We start from the raw sequence: 23,858 nt of genomic DNA, 5'->3' as shown, positions 1-23,858 counted from the left end.
TCTTTTTGAATCATAACCAGCGTGGTATGACTCTGTTAGAAGTGATTGTGGCCTTGGCTGTATTCGCCATTGCCGCGGTCTCTATCACCAAAAGTCTTGGTGAACAGATGGCAAACATGCCGATTTTAGAGGAGAGGACGCTGGCGCAGTGGGTTGCAAGTAATCAGATGGTTGATGCCAGATTAGAGGGTAAATTCCCTAATTTAGGCAAGAAAGAGGGGCGCGTCGATTTAGCCGATAAAGAGTGGTTTTGGCGCAAGGAAGTTGTGAAAACCACAGATGACAATTTTCGAATGATACGTATTAGTGTCAGTGATGATGAGCGATACAAGCGCATCATCACTCAGATCAGCAGTTATGTGTTCAAAGATGAATAGGTCAGCTAGGGGTTTTACCCTGTTGGAGATGTTGGTGGCTATCGCCATCTTTGCCATGCTGGGGTTAGCAGCTAACTCGGTATTGCATACGGTCATGAAAAACGATGTCGCTACCGAGGAGTTTGCGGTCAAACTAAAATCCCTGCAGCAGGGCTTTGGTGCATTGGAGCGAGATTTCGGCCAGATGGTGGCTCGCACGCCAAGAATGCTCGAAGGTGGTCGTGGTAGTACGGTACTGCAAACAGGTTCCGATCTCTTTGATTCTGAATCTGAAGCGATCGTTTTTTATCGTATTGGCTGGCTAAACCCCGATGGCATCTTGCCTCGTGGTAGCGTGCAGTCAGTAGCTTATGTTGTTCAAAATAATAATTTAGAGCGCTGGTATTTTCCGTATCCAGAGCCTGAATTTGGCGCAGAGCCGATAAAGACCATAGTGATAAGAAATGTGCTGTCGGTTGAGTACTCTTTTTTCGTGGAAGATAAGTGGCAGCGCAAAGTCGAAGCGACAACTCTTCCTAAAGGGATTGCGATGGAAGTTGAGGTCGAAGGGCTGGGCAAAATCCAACGTAAGTTTCTGCTGCCCGTAGGCGCAATCGCCACGAAAAGTAGCGATGATAACAACGATAGTAATTCTGACAATAATAACTCCGGTAGTAATAATTCAGGTGGCAATAGCGGCGGCAATAATACAGGCGGCGAAAATAACAACCGAGATGATAACGGTAGGAAGATAGACAACAATGGCTAATTTTCCTCATAAACAGCGCGGGGTCGCGTTGATTGTTGTTTTGTTGATTGTGGCGATGATCGCGATTATTGCTACCAATATTAACAGCCGTAATCAGATTTCTGTGCGTAGGACCATTAACTTGGCACAGTATGATCAAGCCTATTGGTATGCGCTCTCTGCAGAAGAATTAGCCAAGAAAGTGCTTAAGCAAGATTTAGAAGATGCCGATGAGGGCAAGATCCACAGACAGCAGTATTGGGCGCAAACCGATGTGGTATTTCCTGCAGAGCTTGGTGAGCTCGGTGGCAACATTAGTGATATGCAAGCCTGTTTTAATGTCAATGCGTTGTCGATGGAGACTAAAGAGGTTGAAAATGGTCAACCTAAATTGTCACTGCCAGCGACACAGTTTAAAGGTTTGTTAGTGGCATTGGGGATGGATGATTTTTCTGCAGAAAGACTGACACATACCCTAAAAGACTACATCGATGAAGATACGGTAGCGAGTCCATACGGAGCCGAAGATGCCGACTACGAGTCGAGAACCGTGCCGTATCGAGCGGCAAACACCTTGATGAGTCATCGCAGTGAATTGCGAGCGGTGCTTGGGTTTAGTCAGGATATTTACCTAAAGTTGGCGCCTTATGTATGTGCGATACCGGGCAATGATCGGCAGGTATTGAACGTTAACACCATAGAGGTTGAGCATGCCGCTTTGTTGGCGGGAATGTTTGATAACAAGATTAGCGTTGGCGAAGCGGAAAGTATTATTAATCAGCGTCCGGGTGATGGTTATGACACCATTGAGGATTTTTGGGCTAATGGTTCAATTTCCGGGCTGCGAACTGAACAAAACTTAGCGTCGAGTTTTAGCCTCAAGAGTCAGTATTTTTTATTAGAAGCTGGCGCTAAAGTGGATAGTGCAACCTTTCGTTTAGAAAGCGTGCTGCGAGTTGCAGGCAAGAGCAAGTTAGAAGTATTGACGCGTCAATATGGCGGGCAGAAATAACCACCTTTGTCGCTCGTGAGCGGCAGGTTAAGTAGAATAAAACGAGTCAATAAAGCGGGACTTTATCAGGCTTGTGGAGAAACACATTGAGTGAACGATTATTTATCCGTTTAGGAAAAAGCATAGAGCAAAACTGCTCATGGCTTGTTTGGTCTGAGCAGGAGCAAGAGATCATCGCGTCGGGCGAATTGGCTGATGCGAGTGCTTTGTCGACTCTGGCAGAGCGTGCGGGTAACCGTCCGGTCGATATCTTGGTGCCTGCGTCAGCGATCACCCTAACGTCGGTGCAGCTGCCTGAAAAAGGACAGCGTCAAGCGTTGAAGGCCTTGCCCTTTATGCTTGAAGAAAATCTGGCAGAGAATGTCGATGCGCTGCATTTCGTTACAGGTCCAAGAGAAGGTGAGTCGTTGAGCGTGGCCGTTGTTGCTCATGAACAGATGCAAAACTGGTTATCGTGGTTAAGCGATGCAGGCATTAAAGCCAAGCAAATCGTTCCCGACTGTTTAGCCTTACCGCTGCAAGAGTGCCAGTGGGCGGCGATGAAATTTGGTCAAGATTATCTGCTCCGCACGGGTAGTGGCGCTGGCGTGTGTCTCGATGCAAATTGGTTTGCTGCGGCGCTACCTAAATTAGCAACACAAAACCAAGATGGCCCTATTACATTGGCCAGCTACAGTGAACTGGATATTGAAGGTGTAGAGCAACAACAGCAGCCACTAGATCTGCCGATGTTAGTGTTAGCCAAGGGTATTTTGAACGCGCCACTTAACTTATTATCTGGCGTTTACACGCCTAAGCGCGAGTACGGTAAGCACCTCATGTTATGGCGTAATAGTGCCATAGTGATCTTAGTTGCCTTAGTGTTGGCTTTAGTTAATAAAGGATTAAATATCCATGAGATGAATACAGAGCGCGCACAGCTACAGGCGCAAAGCGAGCAGATTTTTAAGCAGGTTGTAGGCAGTTCGCGTGTGGTTAATGTGCGTTCTCAAATGGAGAGTAAGCTACGCAGTTTACAAGGATCTGGTGGCGGCACCGCATTCTTTACCATGTTAGATAAACTCGCAGGCGCTTTTACTAAGGTGCCCGATTTAAAGCCGACAAGCCTGCGTTTTGACAGTGGTCGCAATGAGTTACGTATGCAAATAACCGCCAAGAGCTATGCCCAAATAGAGCAGTTTAAAGAGCTTATCACCAAACAGTTTGTGGTCGATTCAGGTGCAATGAATAGTAGCGAAGATGAAGTGACCAGTACCTTAACCCTGAGGAGCAAGTAAATGGATAACATTAAGACTTGGTGGAATGGGTTAATTTTACGTGAGCAGCAGCTTGTCGGTGCCTGTGCAGTTGTACTTGTCATTGGTATTTTCTATTGGGGAATTTGGACGCCAATAAGCGATGCTGAGAGTGATGCTCTACAATCGCTAACAGCCCAAAAAAGTACCTTAAGCTATGTAAAACAAACGGCGAATAAAATTGCTGGTCTTAAACAGTCTGGTGTTCAAAAAGGGTTTTCTGGCAGCTTGAGTACCGCGGTGACTCAGAGTGCAAAAGGCTATGGTCTAGAGATCACTCGGATGCAGCCGCAAGGCAATAAAATTCAAGTTTGGATGGATGAAGTGCCTTTTGACTCTCTTTTAGGTTATTTGAGTGATCTTGTGCAGCAAAAGGGCTTATCGCTGGATAATATCGATTTGGCTCAATCGGATACTCCAGGTTTTGTCAAAGTCCGTCGTATACAGTTGTCGCAGTAATATGCGTTTAAAGGTGTAGTTGTGAGTTTAGTTAAAAAAATTATTATTGGTGTCGCTGTTTACTTGGTTTTTCTGATCGCGCTATTTCCTGCGAGCGTTGCAGTTAAATTAGCCCCGCTACCCAACAATATTGCCATAAGTGGTGTTTCCGGCACTATCTGGTCAGGCAGTGCAGATTTGGTCAAAGTACAGAAGCGTCAATTGGAGTCGATTCAGTGGCAGCTTAGTCCTTGGGGTTTATTTCTAGGCAAGGCCAACCTTGACTTCGTTATTGGTAATCGCGCCAGTGCCGTTAATGGTAAAGGTTTTGTGTCACTATCTATGTCGGGTATTAATGCCAAAGAGTTTAGATTTGATGCCCCAAGTGACTTTTTAATTGGCAATACTCGTCTTCCTTTTCGCGCTGAGGTAAAAGGTAACTTTAGTCTGATTGTACAGCAGCTAGATCAAGGTCAGCCTTGGTGTGAGCAACTTACTGGCAAGTTGTTTGCTCAGCAGTTGCAAGTGAATAACCAGTTTGGTCAATATCCCTTAGGTGATGTTAGTGTCGCGCTGAGTTGTGTTGATGGCAACATTAAGATCGCAACCGATGAAACTATGAATCAATTAGGCTTAACCGGTAATGCCTTAGTGAAAGCCGATAAGCTGTTACAGGTAACTGCTAAGATAAAAGAAACTGATGCACAGCCCAATGACCTAAAGCAGGCCCTGACTTTTTTGGGTAAAAAAGATAGCCAAGGCTTCTATCCTATTAGTTATCAAGGGCGCATTCCCGGTCTATAGTTCTGGTTTTACCTAGTAAAAAAGCACCTTTGGGTGCTTTTTTAGTGGACTCACATTTGAGCGCTATCTATTTGTTTGTTAACAACACGCGTTGACGATAGTCCAATAAGCTAAACACACCAAAGAGTAGTACCGCCAAATAGTGCGATTTCTGTATCGTCATGAGTGATTTAAATAGCATGTGAAATATAAGCACTTGAAAACAGTGCATGACTAGGGTTATCACTAGAAGTATGGTTAATAGTGTGCCGATATTTCCATCAACGGGGATAAATAAGTTGTAGAGCATGACTCCCCACGCAAACAGCGTGATGGCTTTACCCGCTAGGATCATCATTTTCATCTTAAATCTCTCTAGGCTATCAAGGTTGGTATTGGTATAGGCGATAGATTACTTGGCCGGCTTTTTTCTCTTTTAACGGCACCCAATCGGCTGGAACAGTGAGTTGACTTAACTCGCTTTCGGTTTCAACGTAGATCTGTGCATTCTCGTTTAGCCAACGGTTTTCGCTAAGTAGAGTGATACTTTGCTCTGCCAGATTTTTGCGAAAAGGCGGGTCGATAAATACAACATCGAATCCTTCATCGGGAGCTTGTGCAAGCAACGATAAGCTATTGCCTTGGATCACGTCGGCCGTTTCACATTTAAGAGTGATTAGATTCTGCTGTAGCTGCTTAGCGGCACTCGCTTGCAGTTCAAATACCTTCGCGTATTTCGCGTATCGAGAAAGGGCTTCGAGCGCCAACGCGCCACTACCACCAAAACAATCGAGGACTCGAGCACCGACAAGATCGCCAGAAAGCCAGTTAAACAGTGTTTCTCTGACTCTATCAGTGGTTGGACGTAGACCTTCAAGATCGTGAATAGGCAAGCGTCTAGAGCGCCATTGTCCTGCAATAATTCTTACTTGTCCGCTAGCGGGGCGATTCTTAGCCATCTTATACCTGTTGATTGTTTGCTAAATTCAGCGTTAATGTCGCCTCACCTGAGAAAGTGATAGACTGTTGGGCTAAATTGAAGTCGCTATTTTAACTCAAAGCACTCAAAAATGGTGAAAAGACGCTGGTATTAACGAAAAAATGCGGCGTTTTTCTGCATATTTGGCCTCGCTATCTGGTTATAATGACTAGCACAAATTGACTTCATACCGAATTTTAAATCAGTTAGCTGAGTACTGGTATTACACATGGCAAAGAAAGGTTTTTTTTCCTGGTTCCGTAAAGACAAATCGAAAGAGGAAGTCGCGGCTCCAGAAGTAGAAGTAACATCTGCAGTAGAACAAACAGAGCAAGCGGAAGCTGCTCGTATCGAAGCTGAACGTTTAGCAGCCGAGCAAGCCGAACTGGAACGTGTTAACGCACTTAAGGTGGCTGAAGAGGCCCGCTTAGCCGCAGAACAAGCAGAAGCTGAACGTATCGAAGCTGAACGTTTAGCAGCCGAGCAAGCTGAGCAAGAACGTGTTAAGGCACTTAAGGCAGCAGAAGAGGCACGCTTAGCCGCAGAACAAGCAGAAGCTGAACGTATCGAAGCTGAACGTTTAGCAGCCGAGCAAGCTGAGCAAGAACGTGTTAAGGCACTTAAGGTAGCAGAAGAGGCCCGCTTAGCCGCAGAACAAGCAGAAGCTGAACGTATCGAAGCTGAACGTATCGAAGCTGAACGTTTAGCGGCCGAGCAAGCTGAGCAAGAACGTGTTAACGCACTTAAGTTTGCAGAAGAGGCACGCTTAGCTGCTGAGGAAGTAGAGGCTGAACGTCTGGCTGCAGAACAAGCAGAAGCTGATCGTTTATCGTCTGAGCAAGTTGTGGTTGTGGAAGCTGCAGAAGACGCTGTCGAAGTGCAGCCTGAAGCTCGGTTAGAAGCTCAAGCAGAAGCGCAGCCCGAACCTCAGCAGAAACCGAGTAAGGAGGGTTTCTTTGCTCGCCTTAAACGTGGCCTTAAGCGCACCAGTGAAAATATAGGTAGTGGTTTTGTCGGTCTGTTTAAAGGTAAAAAGATCGATGAAGATCTGTTTGAAGAACTCGAAGAGCAGCTATTAATTGCCGATGTGGGCGTTGAAACAACCACACGTTTAATTAAAAGTCTGACAGAGCAAGCAAGTCGCAAGCAGCTTAAAGATGGCGAAGCACTCTATGATCTTATGCGTGAAGAGATGCAGAAGACGCTAGATCCTGTGAGTGTACCGTTAGTGCCAGAAAATGCCGATGGGCCTTTCGTTATTTTAATGGTGGGCGTCAACGGTGTAGGTAAAACGACCACCATAGGTAAACTGGCAAAACAGTATCAAAAACAAGGCAAGTCTGTCATGTTAGCGGCTGGTGATACCTTCCGCGCTGCAGCGGTAGAGCAGCTACAAGTATGGGGACAACGCAATGATATCCCAGTTGTTGCGCAGCATACCGGTGCTGATAGTGCGTCGGTGTTGTTTGATGCGTTGCAAGCGGCTCGTGCTCGTAAAATCGATGTGCTGATTGCCGATACCGCGGGTCGATTACAGAATAAAGCTCATTTAATGGATGAGCTCAAAAAAGTGGTTCGGGTAATGAAAAAGCTTGACGAGTCGGCGCCTCATGAGGTGATGTTAACCCTAGATGCGAGCACTGGACAGAATGCGATCAGCCAAGCGCAGCTATTTAAAGAAGCGGTTGGTGTCACAGGGATCACCATCAGTAAGCTAGACGGCACAGCAAAAGGGGGGGTTATTTTCGCTATTGCTGATAAGTTTGGTATTCCTATTCGTCATATTGGTGTTGGTGAGCAGATAGATGATCTACGACCATTCGATGCCAAAGATTTTGTCGATGCATTATTTAGTCAAGAAGGTGAACAAGAGTAACTTTCTTGCAAGTGCAGCCCTCCATTAGGAGGGCTTTTGCTGGCGCACTTTCTCTAGGCAGACCTTTGCAATAACTAAGATTGGGCATTTATGATTCGATTTGAGCAAGTGAGTAAGATTTATTCTGGTGGACAGAAGGCGCTCAGCGATGTCAGTTTCCACCTGCAACGTGGAGAGATGGCATTTTTAACTGGCCACTCTGGTGCGGGTAAGAGTACCTTGCTCAAATTAATTACCGTGATTGAACGGGCAAATGCGGGGCGTGTTTCGATTAACGGCCATGATATTGCTAATATCCGCCCTAAAGATGTGCCCTATCTTCGCCGTGATATTGGCATGATTTTCCAAAATCATCACTTACTGATGGATCGTAGTGTATTTGACAATATCGCCTTACCTCTGGTTATCGAAGGTTTTGCACTGCATGAGATAAAAAAGCGGGTTCTGGCCGCACTCGATATGGTGGGGCTGTATGGCAAAGAGCGCCATCATCCGATCATGTTATCTGGCGGTGAGCAGCAACGAGTGGGTATTGCTCGTGCGATTGTCAACAAGCCTCCACTGCTCTTGGCCGATGAGCCTACGGGTAACTTAGATCCCAAGTTGTCCATGGATATTTTGCGCCTGTTTGAGACCTTTAACGATTCGGGCACTACCGTACTTATCGCGACTCATGATCTTGGGTTAATCGCGCGAATGAAATATCGTACCTTGACCTTGAAGCAAGGTCGAATACTTGGTGGTGAAGAGCTTTCACCTGCACCTAACCTGTAATTGAGGAGCTAAAGATGAGTCAGAAACCTCAATTAGTTCGCAGCAAACTCCCTTTTACAGGGCGCATTGTGATGTTCTTTATCCGCCATATTCAACATGCTATGGGGAGCATGGGGGAGTTGTGGCGAAATCCTATCTCATCACTGATGACGATGGCGGTACTAGGCGTCAGTCTGAGTCTGCCCGCGGCATTACAAGTGTTGGTTAAGAATGCTGAAACAATTACTCAATCATGGAACAGTGCAGCTGAGATATCCCTGTTTATTAATGAGGGTCGCAGCGAACGTACGGTACAGAGCTTGATCACTCGTATTAGCGCGTATACAGAGGTGAGTGCCGTTAGCTATATCAATCGCGATCAGGCATTGGAGGAATTTCAACGTCTGTCTGGATTTGGTGAGGCGATAGCCTATTTAGATGAAAATCCATTACCCGCAGTGATAACCGTTACCCCAGGGCTTAAATATGCTAGCCCTAATGGCGCCAGAGAGCTGTTAAAAAAACTGGAGTTAGAACCTGAAGTCAGCTTTGGTCGTTTAGATATTGAGTGGCTAGAGCGTTTGCAAGCCGTCGTGAGACTATTAGAGCGCACCGTTTTGGCGATTGCGGTATTGTTGGTTTTGGCTGTAGTGCTGGTGATTGGTAACACCATTCGGTTAGCAATCATGAATCGGCGCACTGAAATTGAGGTGATGAAGTTAGTTGGAGCCACCGAGAGCTTTATCCAGCGTCCCTTTCTTTATACTGGGATCTGGTTTGGAGTGATAGGTGGTATTTTAGCTTGGCTTATTATTAATGTACTGGTGTGGTATCTTGATGGTGCACTTGCCGATCTGTTGGGGCTCTACGGTAGTAGTTTAGAGATGCAATCATTAACATTGGTTGAGTTAGGTCAATTAGTGTTGCTTGCCTCGTTTTTAGGTTGGCTAGGTTCCTATCTTTCTGTGCGCCAACATCTGCGCGCGATAGAGCCATCGTGATCACGTTGTCGTCATCTTTATGAACTATTGTTCACTTGAAATGTCTATAGTTTTGGGTGAAATTGGCATCTGCTTGGCCTAGAATATTGACATAGACTGTCAGATCGTTGATAGTTCATCAGCTTATCCTTGTGTAAAACGACTGCTGTAAAGCGTTGCAAGGCGTCTCGGCTTTCTAAGCTGTTGGCATTTAGAGTTTTAAATTTTTGAAAGATAAGAAGTAGGAGCGTTAATGACAAGTCAAACGCAATCAATGGCACTAGTTGTCCCTCAAAGCAGCGGTAGCTTAGAGGCTTATATTCATTCTGCGCACAACATCAGTATGTTGGAGCCTCAGGAAGAGTATGAGCTAGCCAAGCGTCTGCAAGAGACTGGTGACCTTCAGGCTGCGAAGCAGTTGATTATGTCTCATCTTCGTTTCGTTGTTCATGTCGCTAAAGGTTATTCTGGTTATGGCCTGCCACAGGCAGATCTTATCCAAGAGGGTAACATTGGTTTGATGAAGGCGGTAAAACGTTTTGATCCTGATGTGGGTGTCCGTCTTGTCTCTTTTGCTGTTCATTGGATTAAAGCTGAGATCCATGAATATGTGCTCAAAAACTGGCGTATCGTTAAAGTGGCGACCACTAAGGCGCAACGCAAATTGTTCTTCAATCTACGCAAAGCTAAGAAACGTCTTGGCTGGTTTAGTGATGAAGAGGTGACTATGGTTGCCGAAAATTTGGGTGTCTCTAAAGCCGATGTGACCGAAATGGAATCACGTATGGCAGCGCAAGATCCTGCATTCGATCTGGCGAGCGATAACGATGATGATCAAGATTATTCACCAGTGCACTACCTTGAAGATCACTCTTCAGATCTGGCTTCGCAGGTAGAAAATGATAACTTTGAATCAGATAACCAAACTCGACTGTTAGCAGCGATCAAAACTCTTGATGAGCGTAGCCAACATATCTTACAAGCGCGTTGGTTGAATGATGAGAAAACGACATTGCAAGAGCTGGCAGAAACCTATCAAGTCTCTGCTGAGCGTATCAGGCAGTTAGAAAAGAACGCCATGAATAAGCTCAAAGGGCGGATGGAAGTCTAAGCCACTATTTAATGAAAAAGCCTGCTTATGAGCAGGCTTTTTTGTGTCAAAAAATCAATAGACAGCAGTTATACCAATCAGCAATTAAAGACCTTGCCACATAAGCGCTAACCTTAGTGTTAAACGTCGCTCAGCGATCAGATCTTTATACTAATTGGTATTAGAACTCGCTTATGCCAGAGGGTTAGATACTGCCGCGATAAGCTGTTTTCGGGAGATCTTAAGGCTAGTACTTTCGATATTGGGCCACGCAAAATATTGCCTTGGGCGTTTAAAGCTAGCAACATATTGGCGTATAAAATCATCAAGGCTGCTGGTATCGCTCACACTGCCGTTGATAATCGCAGCAGGAAGGAAACCAAATTCACTGTCTGGTATTGGAAATACAATCGCATCGGTGATCTCTGGATGCCGCTTAAGGGCCGCTTCAATCTCTTCAGGCTGCACATTTTCGCCACCACAAACAAACATATTGTCGGCACGGCCGATAATGACTAAATCGCCATCCGTGTTCCAGTAACCTAAATCCTGAGTGTTAAACCAGCCTTCGCTGTCTGTTGGCCGCCAAAGCATTTCATTATCTTGTGATATATCTCGGTGTATCTCTGATGGTAATTCTTGTGATAACTGCTGAGATAATTCTTGGGGTTTTGGCTGTGGTCTTTTGCAGGGGCTTTTAGGTGTTAGGTAGCCCATAAACAGGGTTTCACCTTTGACATAAATTTGCTGGTCAACAATCTTTAACTCTCGTCCAGCTAATAGCTTACCACTGCTGCCTTTATTGGTGGCTAGCCCCGTGGTGATCTGAGAACTCATTTCTGTCATGCCGTAGCTGGTATAAGCATTTATTCCAAGCGGTTTGAGTTTCTCCAGTAGCGACGCCCCAATTGCCCCGCCGCCAAGGAGTAGTGCCTTTATACCTATCAGGGCATTTTTGTCTTGTTCCAGTAACCTAATAAGCTGGGTTGCAACCAAAGAAAGATGGGTCAGGCGTAGCTGTTTTAGTTGTTCGACTAGCGATAATTTGGTCGCGGGGAGTGTTATCGCCGCCTGAGCGAGGGCACAGCGATTGATGATCGCGAGCCCGCCGATATGAAACAGCGGTAGCGACAGCAGCCAGTTGTCACCTTGATTAACCGCAATGAGCTCGCTTGAGCCTCTGGCGCTGGAGATATGGTTAGCTAAGCAATGCACTGCGGCTTTAGGTTGGCCGCTGCTACCTGAGGTCAAAATGATATTGGCTGGCTGTGAGCTATCAATTGTCTTAGGAGTAGCGTTAAGTACGGTTGTTATAAAATCTATCTCTAGAGATGATTCAGGCAAAAGATGTTGAAATTGTTGCGGGGCCCAGAACCTATCGAACTGATAGCGTTGACTTAACTCACTAATTTGTATTTTTGGAAATCGGGGTGATAAAGGGCAAAAGATGATACGAGCATCGATACATGCCCAATACAGAATGACCATCTCTTTTGAATTATTGTCGATACAGGCTAAACGATCACCTGGTTTAAGCCCTACTTGTTTAAGATGGGTGGCAACTGATGTGACGATGACACTCAGTTCACGATAACTTAGGCTGTGGTATGCCTTATTCTGCCAAAAATTGAGCGCCGTTTGTTTTGGTGCTGTCGCAGCACTGTGGTGCAGAGGTGAAATGAGTAAGGCCACCAACAACTCCTATTTACATTGCTCAATCAGCGTTAAATCGTCGATAGCTAAGCAGCGCGGTTTTCCACTAGAGACAATAAGATCGCTGCTAAAGGCCGATAAAGTATCTAACCCTGGAATTTCATCTGGCGTACATTCCTGGCTTATCGCTTTGAGTGCTTCGATGCCAAGGCTCGTTTCTAGGCTTGAGCTAATAATTGCTCTAACGCCATTAGCATGGGCTTCTTCGATAAGTTGCTGTAAGCGATTAAGATGGCCTATTAACATAGGCTTAAGCACGAGAGCGGTTAGCCCTGGGAGCATGTTAAATTGATAATTGATATCGTTGAGGCTTTCATCTAGCGCAAAAGGAATACCCACAGCTTGGAAAAGTTGCACGTTATCTTTGGCACTGCGGCAAGGCTCTTCAATATACTCAATCGAAGCGAGTGGCAGGCAAGCGCAGAAATCGATGGCTTGCTCTAAGGTAAAAGCGCGATTGGCATCGAGCCTAAGCTTGAGATCGGGACGAATAGCCAAGATTTGATGGATGAGTAGGAGCTCATCTTCCATCGAGGTTTGTCCGACTTTTACCTTTACCGCATGCACCTTGTTACTCAATGCGCTAACGCGTTGCTGTAAATGCGCTGTCGCTTCATCTTGATGGCGGTAAATCAGCGGAATAGTGCTTGCGTTGTCACGGTAAAGGGATAGTTTTCCATCCAGTTTGGTGTGTAACAGGCTTAGGCCATAGGCGAGTGATGCCAGTGGCGTAGTGTCAGCAATATCTAAGAGCTTGTCTATCGGTTCTCCTTGCAGCGACGGCATAGATTCGGTGAGGGCGTGTATGATCTCTGCAATGCTTTCCTGACTAAAACCTTTTATTGGCTGCTCATCAATATCGATACCCGACAGTGGCGATATTTCTACTGCTTGTTGCTGTGTTTCTGTGCTTACTTGTAGCACCAGACCTTCTCGCGTCTCAATACGCTGATTTCCCACTGGAAGTAGTTTATCGAGCGGGATCTGATAACGGTATAGACTAAGTGTTAAGAGCGTCATGTTCGATCCTTAAGGAGGTGTAGAGTCAAGGTATCACAAAAAGCTTGGCTACTTGTTAGGTGAATATTATGACCTGCATTTTCGAAATAATGCAGCGTAATGGGCGCCTTGTGTTGCCAGCGCTGTGCCAAATGGGTAAATTTTTGGTCTTCTTTACCTACAAAATAATGCCAATTACTTGCTGATTGGTTAGGTAAATTGGACAAATCTTGTTGCTGCCCTAATGAAGTTGCCAGATAGATGCTGCGAAGGCCTGCGGCGGTATTGTTAGCCCGACGTTTGATCAATTGCGATCGAGTATCATCGGTAAGGTCAGCAAATACGCCTTGGCGATACCAAAGCGACAGAAATTCGCTCATTGTCAGATTTTGCAGGCGTTCATCCCACAGCTCGTCGCTTTGGATTCTATCATCGCGTAACGTCTGATTATCGAGACCATAATGGCAAGATTCGAGTGTTACGCTAAGTATCTTATCTGGCATTAACTGGACAATATGCAGCGCGATGCGGCCACCTAATGAATACCCGAGCAGGTGGAAGCGAGACACATTAAGTGCCGCAAGAGTATGCTCAATCAGTTGTGATACCTGTATAAACCCCGGCTTATCAAGTGTGATGCTAGGGCTATTGCCATGACCTGGTAAATCGAGACAGACACAATAAAAGTGCTGACTCAGGCTTGGCATTAATGCTTGCCAATCTTGCTTATCGCCTAAAAATCCATGTAGTAATACCAGGGCAGGCTTTGACGGATTGCCATAGCAACTTGAGGCTAATATTAGCTCTGTCTTATCCATGCTGAGATTTTTGCTATCTGATTACTGGCCTGATCTTGCGCGACACTCACCTCTATTACTGACGGGCCATGGTGGGCGAGGGCATCACGGTAGACCTCATTAAAGCTGACAATATCATCGACTTGGTTATAGGCAATACCGAACATAGCTGCACCGTAACCGAACTCAAAACCATGGGATAGCCGGTAGTAATCGCTACGCAGTTTCTCATCGGGTACAGGTAATAGATTGAAAATATTGCCGCCATCATTATTGAGGATCACTATCACTAACGGGCTCGATTGTTTGGCTGCGATCGCTAACGAATTTAGATCATGTAATTGAGACAGGTCGCCAATGATAAGCGTTGTCGGCTGTTTCTTATGTGCGGCAATGCCACATGCCGTTGCCAGTAATCCATCGATACCCGATGCGCCACGGTTAGTGTAGACAGAGGATGCCATCGCTGTGATTGGCGCATACATATCATATAGCCGCACGGGTAAGCTGTTACCAATGAACAATTGTTGATCGGTTTGACTTGCAATGGCGCGGATAACTTGCGCCTCACCAAACTCTCCTTGGTCGATCTGCCGCTCAAACAGAGTGGCTAATCTTTCATTGAGCTCGATCAGCGGCGTGGCCCAGTTGGCCTCAGATGATCTTTGCCAAGGTAGTGAGGTAAATGAACTTACTGAGTTTAGCCAGATCTGTTTTGCACTGTGGCTTGGATCTAACCTTTGCTGCAGGGGTAATACTTGCCAGTAGTTTTTCCATTTCTGCTCATCTAGGTAGTTAATCAGGCGTTTAGACAACAAACGTCCACCAAATACTAATACCTTATCGGCCTGTTGCAATAATGCTTTGGCTTTGGGCAGCAAGAGTAATTGATCGATATTGCCGATGGTTGCACCATGCTGTCTCAGCTGAGATTGCGCATCAGTCAGCACTGGCCATCCAAGTTTATGTGCTAGCTCGACAATAAGTTCAGGACGCTGTTGTGGCGCGAGTGTACCGACCACGATAACGCCTTTTCCATGGACAAACCTCGCTAGCGCATCGGGTGTTGGTGCGCTTTCAACTTGGGTCCTAGCATATTGAGTGTAAGGCAATGAGGTATGTTGCCAATTTCCGAGCGTGCTCAAATAGTCGCTAAAGTCGGCGCTCATGGTGTCAGGATAAAGCGGCTCTCGATACATACAGTTAATATGCACGGGCTGAGTTTGGTTAGCGATGGCCGCATCTAAGGTGGTCAGTAGGGCTTCTGGCCGAATGCTCAGATCCGGTGTCGGGAGATTTACCTGCTTGGCATAGTTGGCAAAAATAGCAGGTTGAACAATCGCTTGATTGGCGCCGCAATCGAGCAATTCAGGTGGCCTGTCGCCCGACAATACAATCAATGGCACCTGAGTTAACCAAGCTTCGACGATAGCCGGATACAGATTAGCGACAGCCGTACCAGAAGTGGTAATAATGGCCACGGGTGCACAACTGGCTTTAGCCAATCCCAGCGCCATAAAGGCTAATCCACGTTCATCGAAATGCAGATGTTGCTTTAATTTAGTTTGTTTTGCCGCCGCAAGAGTTAATGGCGTTGAGCGAGAACCCGGCGCCATACACACGTGCTGAACGCCGAGGCGTGCAAGTTCTTCTAAAATGAGGGAACCCCAAAGTAGATTTAATTCGGCTGTTTTTTCAATCTGCATAATTGGTTGGCCAAGGTAATGATTGTATTAGTTTATCTTGAACTTAACTTTAAGGGAAACTAAGCCACTAAACTGTTAATGAAAGCCAAGTTCGTGGCTTAACTTAGTAGCGTAAACAGCTACCCCTGATTATCGATCCACTCGCTCATTACGACATGGGTTTTTATTTTGATGATATCGGTTTGGGCGTCGATGTACTCTCTAATTTCATGTAAGCGCCGCATCGACTCAGCTTGTACATAGACGAGTAAATCCATATCGCCAGTAATACCGCGGCAGGTGACAACTTCAGGGATTGATTGAAACACGTGTACGACATCGGCGCAGCGAGGACAGCGATGTTGGATCTCAAAATAAGCGGAAACGCCCTCTTTTTGAGATTCACTGAGTAAAACCTGATAGCCGCGAATAATACCGGTTTGTTCGAGTTTTTTGATCCGCTCAGACACTGCGCTTCGAGATAGGCTCACGGTGTCAGCGATACTGGAAACGCTTTGTCTGGCATCTTGTCTCAGTGCGGTGATGATTGCCTGATCGAATTTGTCCAAGATTCATTCTCTCTGTAATAAGGCGACGAATTGTCGGTTTATTGTGGAAATTCCGTTAAAATGCAGGTTGTCGGCATAGCTTCGTCGGAATGGTATGACAGTTTGTACCTGCGGCTCAGTCTATACTAAAGCGATTAATAACCCTAGTAGATGAGAAGATGAACCAGATCCAAGGCTCCATAGGTCGTTGGCAGGGCGCAGGTTTGATGGCCACCACTTTGTTAGGTACAGGGGTGTTCATTCTCCCGCAGATGACCATCGCATTAGCTGGGTCGGGCGCATTGCTTACCTGGATATTACTGACCTTGGCTATTATTCCTGTCACTTTGGTATTTGGTCGTCTTGCGGGTGTGTTTCCCCATGCTGCTGGGCCTGCTTATTTTGTCGAAAAGGCCTTTGGTCGCACCGCAGGTCGAACAATAGGTTTGATTTTTCTGTTGGTGGTTCCCCTTGGTGCACCCGCTGCAATTATGATGACGTTTCAGTTCGTTAATGAGCTGGTTCCGCTATCGGGCTGGAAGCAAGTGCTGACCGAGTTGATGCTGTTGGTTGTGCTGCTGGCAATCAATCTCAGGGGTATTCAAGTTTCTGCCAAGCTGCAATTTGCCTTAACGATCGCGATAGTCACAGTTGTGGTGGTCATGTTTGGTGCTGGTGGGGCAAAGTTGAGCGACCTTGAGCTTGCCGTTCCTGCGGCTGGTAGTGATATGAGCTTAGTGATGGCAGCGGCAGGTATCGCTTTCTGGAGTTTTCTCGGCATAGAAGCGATGACCCATCTTGCTGGTGATTTCAAAAATCCAAATAGAGACATGTTACCCTCAATGATTATTGGCACCGTCCTAGTCGGACTCGTTTATGTTGCCTGTACCCTCCTGTTATTATTTGTGCCGCCAACCGATGGTTTAGCTATGGTCGTTGCTTTTGACCAGCTCGTTGGTGGTTATGGCGCACAGATCATCGGAGTGCTTGGCATTGCGGGCGGCTTATCAACGGTAAATGTCTATACCGCCAGTGTCGCTAGATTGATTTGGAGCTTTAGCCGTGAAGGTGTATTGCCACGTTATTTCGATCAACTTAATCAACATCGAGTCCCCGTAAGAGCGCTGACAGCGGTATTGTTGACCATGGCTGGAGTTATCGTACTTACCTACCTGTTTGGTCAAGAACTTGAGCATTTGATTGCCTGGACTAACGGTATTTTTGTCATCATCTATTTTGCAGCAATGCTGGCCGCAGCAAAACTGCTTAGAAAGCGTTATCTGCCGTTAGTGGTTTGTGGCGTGTTGTTTTGCCTGATGATGGCCATCGCGTTAGGAGCGAATATGCTCTACGCCGTTTCATTGACTGTTGTTGTTGCGCCTTTACTGTGGTGGCAAAAGACTCACCATGTCCGTAAAAATATTGCCTTAACTAATCTTTAAGATGGACATTTAAATCTCAAGAACAATAACCCAGTGTTAAGTTTGTCCTTGCCATCACACGCCCACTGCACGAGCGGGCGCTGGCTTGTTCATTAAAAACGTATACCAATCAGTATCAAAATGATCGACTCAGCGTGTTTCTTGGCAACTCATTCAAGGCAATGGATGGTGGAATGGTTATTCCCTTGTGAGGTCTTGTATGTTCCCTACATACAAGACCTCATCAGCGCTAATCTTTAGTGCTAAATCGTCGCTGAGCGATCACATCTTTATACTCATTGGTATCACTGGCGTTCTGGTGAGTTTTTCACGATATAACTCCTTTTGATATCCTTGTGAGATGTTTTTTAGTCTATGTTTTATCTACTATCTGGCAGATATAGTGAGTAAGAATGATCAATGTAACGCTGCTCAATCATATAGATGAACTACCTAGGCTCCCTAAGGCTATTAGTGAACTGCTTGAAACCGTTAACCAAGAAGAGGCTTCTGTAACGGAGATTTCGGCAAAGATAGGTCAAGATCCATTAATTGGAATGCGGGTGTTACGGCTTGCTAATTCAGCTCATTACCGGCGGAGTCGCGAAGTATCATCTATTGAAGAGGCGGTGATTCGATTAGGAATAAAAACCGTTAAAACATTGGTGATTGCTTCTGCGGTTATTAGTGCCTTACCAAAAGTAGAAGAGATTAATGTCGAAAAGTTTTGGGGAAATACGTTTGAAGTGGCTATTACTGCGCAAGAGCTAGCAAGGCATTGTAGTTCCGCTAGTGATACCGCGTTTACTTGTGGGATTATTCATGACATTGGCGATTTGCTGATTGTTTTATTAGAGCCAAATGCCGCTAGTATTATTCATGCCGCGGTTGAAGCCGGAGCCGATAAAGGAGAGGTTGAACAGGCTCAGCTAGGTTTTCAGTCGCATGAGCTTGCCGCACTTTTAGCTCAAAACTGGAAGTTTTCATCTGTACTTATTGCGGGCGTGATGTATCAGAGAAATCCTCAATCAGCAGATCCATTTTCTTCTTATGCCGCCTTAATATGTTTAGCCTATTGGGTAATCAAGCATTGGCCTGATGTGCCGGAAGATCAACAAGCCAGCTCTCTTTTTGCTAAGGGGGTGAGCCTAGGGATAAGGTTAGATGTTACAGGGTTAGTCGATAAACTTAGCGAACAGCGAGGTAAAGGTTTTGAAATGGCTGTTTTATTAACTTAGTTTACCCTACTTATCCTATCCATTTGGTTGGCCTGATATCGCGGCATTGCGCATCTGTATCAATTCGCTATGCTTTAAATGTAATAGCTCCGCAGTACGGCGTATTATCTGGTCTTCATAACGACAAAGCGCTCCATCAGCATAAGCAAGTTTCCACATTGCCAGGATCAGTTGCTGTTTCTGTTCGATAGAGCATTGTGAGTTTATCTCATTGGTAAATTCATAGAGAGAGGTCGAACTACCTTGAATGGTTTTGGCTTCTTCTATTAAGGTTGCAATTTCATTGGGATTTAATGATAGCGAAGCCGCTAGCATCTCTGGTAGTAGTTTGGCCTCCTTATCATCTAGGGTTTCATCGGCGTAGACCACTTCTAATAATAGGCTTATGGCTGCTAGGTGTAGATGTTTGGCCTGCTCCTCTGCGGAGATAGGCTCGATGTGAGAGGTGAGAAATTGTTTTAGTTTTGCGATCATCATTCATGCCCTATTTGAGTCTCATGTTTTTTTAGAACTTGATAATGAAAAAGAGTTCATCTTAATCAGATGAACTCTTTTTCATATAACAGCAAGCAAAGAAGGGACTATAAAATAGCACCTAGGCCTTGCATGAGTAAGTCAGTAGTACCTTCACCCGCATTGGCGTCAAGATAACCTTTAACAATATCAACCATTGGTTTGGCTAGCTCTTTTGAAATACCGAGTTTTTCAAATGAGTCGTATACTTGAGCGCCACCTTGTAAAGATGAACCTAAGTCGCCTGCCTTTGATAATAATCCGGACATACCTGAATCATTGTCTAGGGTTGGAGCTGCACCTAATAAACTATCAATTCCTGGAATCGCACTGGCTATGGGAGCAAAACTATCACTACCGAGGGTTGATTTTGCCAGAGTGAGTAGACTTCCAAGCCCACCTTCTGCCTGCGATTGATTTAAACCTAACTGAGACATCACAGAGCCTACGAGGTCGTTATTCTCTGTTTGAGCTGCAACGGGCTTTGTTTCCTCTTTTTTAGTGAGGTCATCAAACCATCCTGCTGAAACGGGAGCATTTAGGAGCAGAGTTGCGAGTAACACGGGAACAACGGTGGATAATTTCATTTATAGCCATCCTATGGTGAAAACTTCCAAATTTGACAGTTATTTTAGCGCAATTAGGTCTAGATTTTGTATCTATTTTTAGACATCTGTTGTGCATTAAATATGAAATTTCGGTATCCTGTCCGACTTACTGGTTGGTTTACAATTATCTAATGGAAAGACCTATGTCATTATCAGCGATTTTGACCGAAGCATATAACTTCTTTCGCAATCATATTAGTCAGTTAGCAATTCTGACGGTGCCGATTCTATTTATTCAGGTTGGTATTCAAATGTGGTTAGGGATGGAGATTAACAGTGCCGATCTCGAAAACCCACAATTTGGCGCCTCACATATGGTCGCCATGATAGTGTTGTTACTTGTATTTTCTGTGTTAATTGCTTCTTTAACTCTGTTTATGGAAGTGAGATCACATGGTCATGAACCATCAAATGCGATGATTTTAAAGACCAGTTTCAGTTTTGTTCCCGGTTTACTTCTTGCTGGGGTTTTCTCTGGTATGGCGATTATCGCGCCAGTGATGTTGTTTGCCGCGTTTGGACCATTGTGGTTGATTGGCTTAGTGATGAGCATTTACATATTTGCGCGTTTGGCCTATGTAAACTTTATGGTGGTTGTAGAGCGTTTAACACCGCTGACAGCAATTAAAGGTAGTTTTAAATTTAGTGGGCCTATCGTATTTAAAACACTATTACTATTAATGATTTATATTCCATTTTCATTATTTGGTGGTGCTTTATCCAGCCTTGCAGAAAATGTGGGCTTACCTTTAATGTTGATTGTTGAGGTGATAGTGGCCTTCTTTGGCTTGTTTGTTAACGTGGCCTTATTCCGTTTATATATGGTTTCTCGCCCGAATATCGACGAGCAAGTTTAACGACTCTGGCGTTTTTAGGGTCTGAACATCAGACCCTATTTGTCATTTTATCGGAGTGCGAATCGTGTTGACAGATACCCAACTTGTTACGCAATTATCCCCTGAACTTGGCGAAGATTATCGGATTGCTAAAAGTTATGTGCGAGATGTTCCGACTCAAGCACTACTGCATATTCGTAGTTTTACCCATAAGTTGACAGAGTGTCTGGCTAAGTCGCAACACATTGTTTTTGATAGCCCCAATCTATACGACCGCATTGAAACGCTAAATAAAGAGCGAGTGATTAATGTTCGAGTTACTCGAGCTTTACATCGACTGCGCGGTGATGGCAACCGCGGTGCTCACCCTGAAAAATATCATTTGACCACACAAGCGCTCCAAGAGATCGCTGAGCGTTCTATTGAGCGTTTGCTTAAATTAGTGGTCGATCTCTATGCGCATCTTCATCAAAGTGAACCGCCGCAATATCTGTTTGAGCCGTTCGATTCTATTGCTGGTCGCGATTTATGCTATCGGGCTGTAATGGAAAATGATCCAGAGGCGCAATACATAGTCGGCATGTCGCTTAAAACTCGAGCGCTTATCCAACGAGAGCAAGAGCAAGCCCTCGATGATAATGATCAACAACTTGACGTTGTTAACCAAAGCGATGAAAGTTTTAAACAGGCGGGATACTGGTTCGCGCAAGCAGCACCTCATCACGTCGATGCATTGTATGAGCATGGCGTGAGTTTGCTCCATGGATATAGTGGAGAGGTCGATAGAATCGCTGGTGAAAATGCAATAGTTGCAGCGGCTAAAGCTGGCGTAGCCAACGCGATGGCATTACTGGGTTATTTTTACTTAGTGGGTGGCGAACATATAGAAGTGAGTCAAAGTGATGCGCTCCATTATCTGCAAGCCGCTGCTGCTTTAGATCAGTCAGAGGCGATGGCAAATCTTGGCGTGCTTTATTACCAGCAGGCAAATTATATACAAGCCTATCACTATATTTCCTCTGCAGCTCAAGCGGGATTCCCCCATGCACAATATCATTTAGCCTTGATGTTAGCTCGCGGAGAGGGATGTACTGCGGATCCTTTAGCGAGTGAACAGTGGATGGCCGAGGCTGCAGAACAAGGTCAGCTGGATGCGATGCTAAATCGTGCTCAGCAGATGCTCAATAACGAAAACACCTTAGGTGATGACTTCAGCGTTGCTGAGCGATATCTTCGAGAAGTCATCAAGTATGGACATAGCGTTCCTGCAATGATTGAGCTGAGTATCGCTTTAGCTGATGGTATTTTAGGCCGTATCGATGTGGTCGGTTCTGCTGCACTGCTTAAGATGGCGCGGCAACGAGCTAACGAGCGTGAGCTGGAAGTCATCACGCCGTTGTGGAATTCTTTAGTGTTACAGATAGAGAATGTACTTAAGGTCACGACCAACTCAGAAGAGTTAGTCACCCTCCAACGCGCACAAGAGCTTTTGTCTGAGTAATTTGTTAGCGATCACTTTTAAATTGATTACAGTTGAGATGGTGGCACTAGCTCCATTTATTCTGCTTAATCAATTACGCCAACTATTTTGAGTAAAGAGCCAGTTTGATCGAGGAGCAAGCTTTACTCGTTAGGATTGTGTTCAAAGGTACGACCTTGGCGCGGAGTGTTACCAGCAAAAGGGCCTTTATCATTAAACCGACTTGAGGTTTCGGCTGATGCTTGTTCCGCTTGCGGCTCAAAGCCATAAAATCCTTGAGTTTGCTGGCGAAATTTTGCCAGTTGTCGTTTTAAAAATAGACGACCAAACAGGCTCAAGGTGATAAAGCTCAATGCACCAATTAGAATGACAAAGGGAAGCGCTAGCAAGACCAATGTCATGACGATTAAACCGATAGCAAATGCTAGCCAACCTTTGCTACCAGAGAAGCGACTCTGGAAAGGTGTCTGCTGAAATTGATGATAGATCATAGTTTCTCCTATATTTGCTAAGGTTTGATTCTGCACATTGTCTTATGAGATATCACGTTAAATTAGGTTAATCTTTGCCAAAAACTGTAACCAGATATCTTTTCTAGCCAAGCTGCATCTAACAGCCGTTAGCTTAACTTAGCCAACATTAACCTAGGCTGAATCAAGTTTATCTTGTTGGTTAAAAGCGTCCGCGACACTTTTGCAGATGGTCTCTCTTATCCATTTATGCCCTGGTTCATCATTATTGCGCTCATGCCATAACAGTACATAAGCCAATGGCGAAAACGCGAGCGGCAGCGGTAATTCCACCAGTGGATAGAGTTTCTGGGCGTGGCTGGCAAAACTTGAAGGTAGCGTAAAGATCAGGTTGCTATGAGCACAGATACTGGCGGCGCCATAAAAGTCAGGGACGGTCGTACTTAAATGGCGACGATGGCCGAGATCGGCTAAGTGATAATCGAGTGCCCACCATTCATTGCCTTCACAACGCACCTGCACATGAGACATCTCTAGATAGATGTTCAAGTTCCAGTTTCCCGTTTTTAGTGCGGTCAGGATCGGGTGGTTGCGCCGAACTAGGCACACTTGGTGGTCGGTGAATAGGGTTTGATGGGCAATCCCTTCCGGTAATCGGTCGGTAACGATATCCGATTGCGGCGTCATGTCTCGCCCTGCTATACCAAAGTCAATTTGACCTTTTTGTAGTCCAGCTAATGATTCTTCCGTCCAAAGATAGGAATCGAGCCTTAGATTGGGGGCGTTGTTTAGCAGTGGGCCGATAAAGTAAGGGATGAGTGTCTCGTAGGCACTTTCGACCATGGATATGGAAAACTGCCGAGTACTGCTTGCTGGAACAAATCGAGGAGGTTGAGTAAGTTGATACAGTCCTTGCAGCATGTTCGGTAACTGTTGCCCCAATATTACTGCGTGAGCCGTGGGTTTTAGCCCATGAGCGGTGCGAATAAACAACGGATCACCTAAGGTATCGCGCAATCGGTTGAGGCTTTTGCTTAGAGCCGATTGGCTTAAGTGCAAGCGATTCGCCGCACGAGTGACGCTACGCTCTTCGAGTAAGACTTGTAAAATGACCAACAGATTTAAATCGATACGAGCGAGGTTATCCAGATTCATATGATATTCCTTAAAGGAAATTAGCTTTTGAAATTATACCATTTCTGTTCATAACATCATTCATCTAAAATAGACCCTAATTGCT

General features: G+C 45.4%; 25 protein-coding genes. 14 read left to right on the top strand and 11 right to left on the bottom strand.

All coding sequences use genetic code 11. From position 1 onward, the window contains the following. The first annotated feature begins 5 nt into the window (after positions 1 to 5). From gspI to K0I62_RS18000, 6 genes are all read left to right on the top strand, one after another. Positions 6 to 377, top strand: a complete 372-nt coding sequence (gene gspI, locus K0I62_RS18025; protein WP_350354794.1) for a type II secretion system minor pseudopilin GspI — start codon at positions 6 to 8, stop codon at positions 375 to 377. Then, positions 358 to 1,125, top strand: coding sequence for a type II secretion system minor pseudopilin GspJ (gene gspJ / locus K0I62_RS18020; protein ID WP_220069397.1), 768 nt, complete (start codon positions 358 to 360; stop codon positions 1,123 to 1,125). The genes gspI and gspJ overlap by 20 nt, the downstream gene beginning before the upstream one ends. Then, positions 1,118 to 2,116 carry a type II secretion system minor pseudopilin GspK gene (gspK, locus tag K0I62_RS18015; protein ID WP_220069396.1) on the top strand — a complete coding sequence of 333 codons (999 nt, stop codon included), beginning with the start codon at positions 1,118 to 1,120 and terminating at the stop codon, positions 2,114 to 2,116. The genes gspJ and gspK overlap by 8 nt, the downstream gene beginning before the upstream one ends. 86 nt (positions 2,117 to 2,202) lie before the next feature. Continuing rightward, on the top strand, positions 2,203 to 3,393 hold the full coding sequence (gspL, locus tag K0I62_RS18010; protein ID WP_220069395.1) for a type II secretion system protein GspL: 1,191 nt from the start codon (positions 2,203 to 2,205) through the stop codon (positions 3,391 to 3,393). Beyond that, positions 3,394 to 3,870 (top strand): type II secretion system protein M, encoded by a 477-nt coding sequence (locus tag K0I62_RS18005; protein ID WP_220069394.1) that lies wholly within the window; start codon positions 3,394 to 3,396, stop codon positions 3,868 to 3,870. 21 nt (positions 3,871 to 3,891) lie between these two features. Next, positions 3,892 to 4,653 (top strand): type II secretion system protein N, encoded by a 762-nt coding sequence (locus K0I62_RS18000; RefSeq protein ID WP_220069393.1) that lies wholly within the window; start codon positions 3,892 to 3,894, stop codon positions 4,651 to 4,653. Between the two features lie 67 nt (positions 4,654 to 4,720). On the opposite strand, the gene K0I62_RS17995 is transcribed toward K0I62_RS18000, so the two are convergent. Then, a complete protein-coding gene (locus K0I62_RS17995; protein ID WP_220069392.1) occupies positions 4,721 to 4,996 on the bottom strand; it encodes a DUF1145 domain-containing protein in 276 nt (91 codons plus the stop codon). Positions 4,997 to 5,015: 19 nt separating this feature from the next. After that, complete coding sequence (rsmD, locus tag K0I62_RS17990; RefSeq protein ID WP_220069391.1) at positions 5,016 to 5,591, bottom strand: 16S rRNA (guanine(966)-N(2))-methyltransferase RsmD; 576 nt, start codon at positions 5,589 to 5,591, stop codon at positions 5,016 to 5,018. Between the two features lie 249 nt (positions 5,592 to 5,840). On the opposite strand from rsmD, the gene ftsY reads away from it, so the two are divergent. The 4 genes from ftsY to rpoH all read left to right on the top strand — a co-directional run bounded on the left by ftsY (position 5,841) and on the right by rpoH (position 10,331). Further along, positions 5,841 to 7,487, top strand: coding sequence for a signal recognition particle-docking protein FtsY (ftsY, locus tag K0I62_RS17985; RefSeq protein ID WP_220069390.1), 1,647 nt, complete (start codon positions 5,841 to 5,843; stop codon positions 7,485 to 7,487). 90 nt (positions 7,488 to 7,577) lie between these two features. Then, the gene (gene ftsE, locus K0I62_RS17980) at positions 7,578 to 8,261 is read left to right on the top strand and encodes a cell division ATP-binding protein FtsE (RefSeq protein ID WP_220069389.1); all 684 of its coding nucleotides are present in this window, start codon (positions 7,578 to 7,580) and stop codon (positions 8,259 to 8,261) included. 14 nt (positions 8,262 to 8,275) lie between these two features. Continuing rightward, positions 8,276 to 9,241, top strand: a complete 966-nt coding sequence (gene ftsX, locus K0I62_RS17975) for a permease-like cell division protein FtsX (protein WP_220069388.1) — start codon at positions 8,276 to 8,278, stop codon at positions 9,239 to 9,241. Between the two features lie 232 nt (positions 9,242 to 9,473). Beyond that, positions 9,474 to 10,331, top strand: a complete 858-nt coding sequence (rpoH, locus tag K0I62_RS17970) for an RNA polymerase sigma factor RpoH (protein WP_220069387.1) — start codon at positions 9,474 to 9,476, stop codon at positions 10,329 to 10,331. A gap of 171 nt (positions 10,332 to 10,502) precedes the next feature. On the opposite strand, the gene K0I62_RS17965 is transcribed toward rpoH, so the two are convergent. From K0I62_RS17965 to K0I62_RS17945, 5 genes are all read right to left on the bottom strand, one after another. After that, entirely contained in the window at positions 10,503 to 12,002 is a 1,500-nt protein-coding gene (locus K0I62_RS17965; RefSeq protein WP_220069386.1) for an AMP-binding protein, read from the bottom strand. Positions 12,003 to 12,011: 9 nt separating this feature from the next. Further along, a complete protein-coding gene (menC, locus tag K0I62_RS17960; RefSeq protein ID WP_220069385.1) occupies positions 12,012 to 13,043 on the bottom strand; it encodes an o-succinylbenzoate synthase in 1,032 nt (343 codons plus the stop codon). After that, positions 13,040 to 13,840 carry a 2-succinyl-6-hydroxy-2,4-cyclohexadiene-1-carboxylate synthase gene (menH, locus tag K0I62_RS17955; protein WP_258405042.1) on the bottom strand — a complete coding sequence of 267 codons (801 nt, stop codon included), beginning with the start codon at positions 13,838 to 13,840 and terminating at the stop codon, positions 13,040 to 13,042. The genes menC and menH overlap by 4 nt, the downstream gene beginning before the upstream one ends. Next, complete coding sequence (gene menD / locus K0I62_RS17950; RefSeq protein ID WP_220069384.1) at positions 13,822 to 15,525, bottom strand: 2-succinyl-5-enolpyruvyl-6-hydroxy-3-cyclohexene-1-carboxylic-acid synthase; 1,704 nt, start codon at positions 15,523 to 15,525, stop codon at positions 13,822 to 13,824. The genes menH and menD overlap by 19 nt, the downstream gene beginning before the upstream one ends. Positions 15,526 to 15,644: 119 nt before the next feature. Continuing rightward, positions 15,645 to 16,073, bottom strand: a complete 429-nt coding sequence (locus tag K0I62_RS17945; protein ID WP_220069383.1) for an Lrp/AsnC family transcriptional regulator — start codon at positions 16,071 to 16,073, stop codon at positions 15,645 to 15,647. A 158-nt stretch (positions 16,074 to 16,231) separates the two neighbouring features. On the opposite strand from K0I62_RS17945, the gene yjeH reads away from it, so the two are divergent. After that, positions 16,232 to 17,494 carry an L-methionine/branched-chain amino acid transporter gene (yjeH, locus tag K0I62_RS17940; protein WP_220069382.1) on the top strand — a complete coding sequence of 421 codons (1,263 nt, stop codon included), beginning with the start codon at positions 16,232 to 16,234 and terminating at the stop codon, positions 17,492 to 17,494. Between the two features lie 392 nt (positions 17,495 to 17,886). Beyond that, positions 17,887 to 18,711 carry an HDOD domain-containing protein gene (locus K0I62_RS17935; protein ID WP_220069381.1) on the top strand — a complete coding sequence of 275 codons (825 nt, stop codon included), beginning with the start codon at positions 17,887 to 17,889 and terminating at the stop codon, positions 18,709 to 18,711. Positions 18,712 to 18,726: 15 nt separating this feature from the next. On the opposite strand, the gene K0I62_RS17930 is transcribed toward K0I62_RS17935, so the two are convergent. Continuing rightward, positions 18,727 to 19,185 (bottom strand): tellurite resistance TerB family protein, encoded by a 459-nt coding sequence (locus K0I62_RS17930; protein WP_220071444.1) that lies wholly within the window; start codon positions 19,183 to 19,185, stop codon positions 18,727 to 18,729. 107 nt (positions 19,186 to 19,292) lie between these two features. Next, complete coding sequence (locus tag K0I62_RS17925) at positions 19,293 to 19,811, bottom strand: DUF2780 domain-containing protein (RefSeq protein ID WP_220069380.1); 519 nt, start codon at positions 19,809 to 19,811, stop codon at positions 19,293 to 19,295. 164 nt (positions 19,812 to 19,975) lie between these two features. On the opposite strand from K0I62_RS17925, the gene K0I62_RS17920 reads away from it, so the two are divergent. Together K0I62_RS17920 and K0I62_RS17915 are read left to right on the top strand one after the other, a co-directional pair. Further along, positions 19,976 to 20,689 (top strand): hypothetical protein, encoded by a 714-nt coding sequence (locus K0I62_RS17920; protein ID WP_220069379.1) that lies wholly within the window; start codon positions 19,976 to 19,978, stop codon positions 20,687 to 20,689. A gap of 49 nt (positions 20,690 to 20,738) precedes the next feature. Continuing rightward, complete coding sequence (locus tag K0I62_RS17915; RefSeq protein WP_220071443.1) at positions 20,739 to 22,169, top strand: DUF4145 domain-containing protein; 1,431 nt, start codon at positions 20,739 to 20,741, stop codon at positions 22,167 to 22,169. A 122-nt stretch (positions 22,170 to 22,291) separates the two neighbouring features. Here the strand turns inward: K0I62_RS17915 and K0I62_RS17910 are convergent, their stop codons facing one another. Then, positions 22,292 to 22,639, bottom strand: coding sequence for a hypothetical protein (locus tag K0I62_RS17910; protein ID WP_220069378.1), 348 nt, complete (start codon positions 22,637 to 22,639; stop codon positions 22,292 to 22,294). Between the two features lie 153 nt (positions 22,640 to 22,792). Then, the gene (locus K0I62_RS17905; protein WP_220069377.1) at positions 22,793 to 23,773 is read right to left on the bottom strand and encodes a LysR family transcriptional regulator; all 981 of its coding nucleotides are present in this window, start codon (positions 23,771 to 23,773) and stop codon (positions 22,793 to 22,795) included. Positions 23,774 to 23,858: the final 85 nt, after the last annotated feature.

Origin of the sequence: Shewanella psychrotolerans (genome assembly GCF_019457595.1) — a bacterium.
Taxonomy (GTDB): Bacteria; Pseudomonadota; Gammaproteobacteria; order Enterobacterales; family Shewanellaceae; genus Shewanella; species Shewanella psychrotolerans.
The sequence above is the reverse complement of the archived record's forward strand: the minus strand, read 5'-3'. Positions and strand labels throughout refer to the sequence as shown.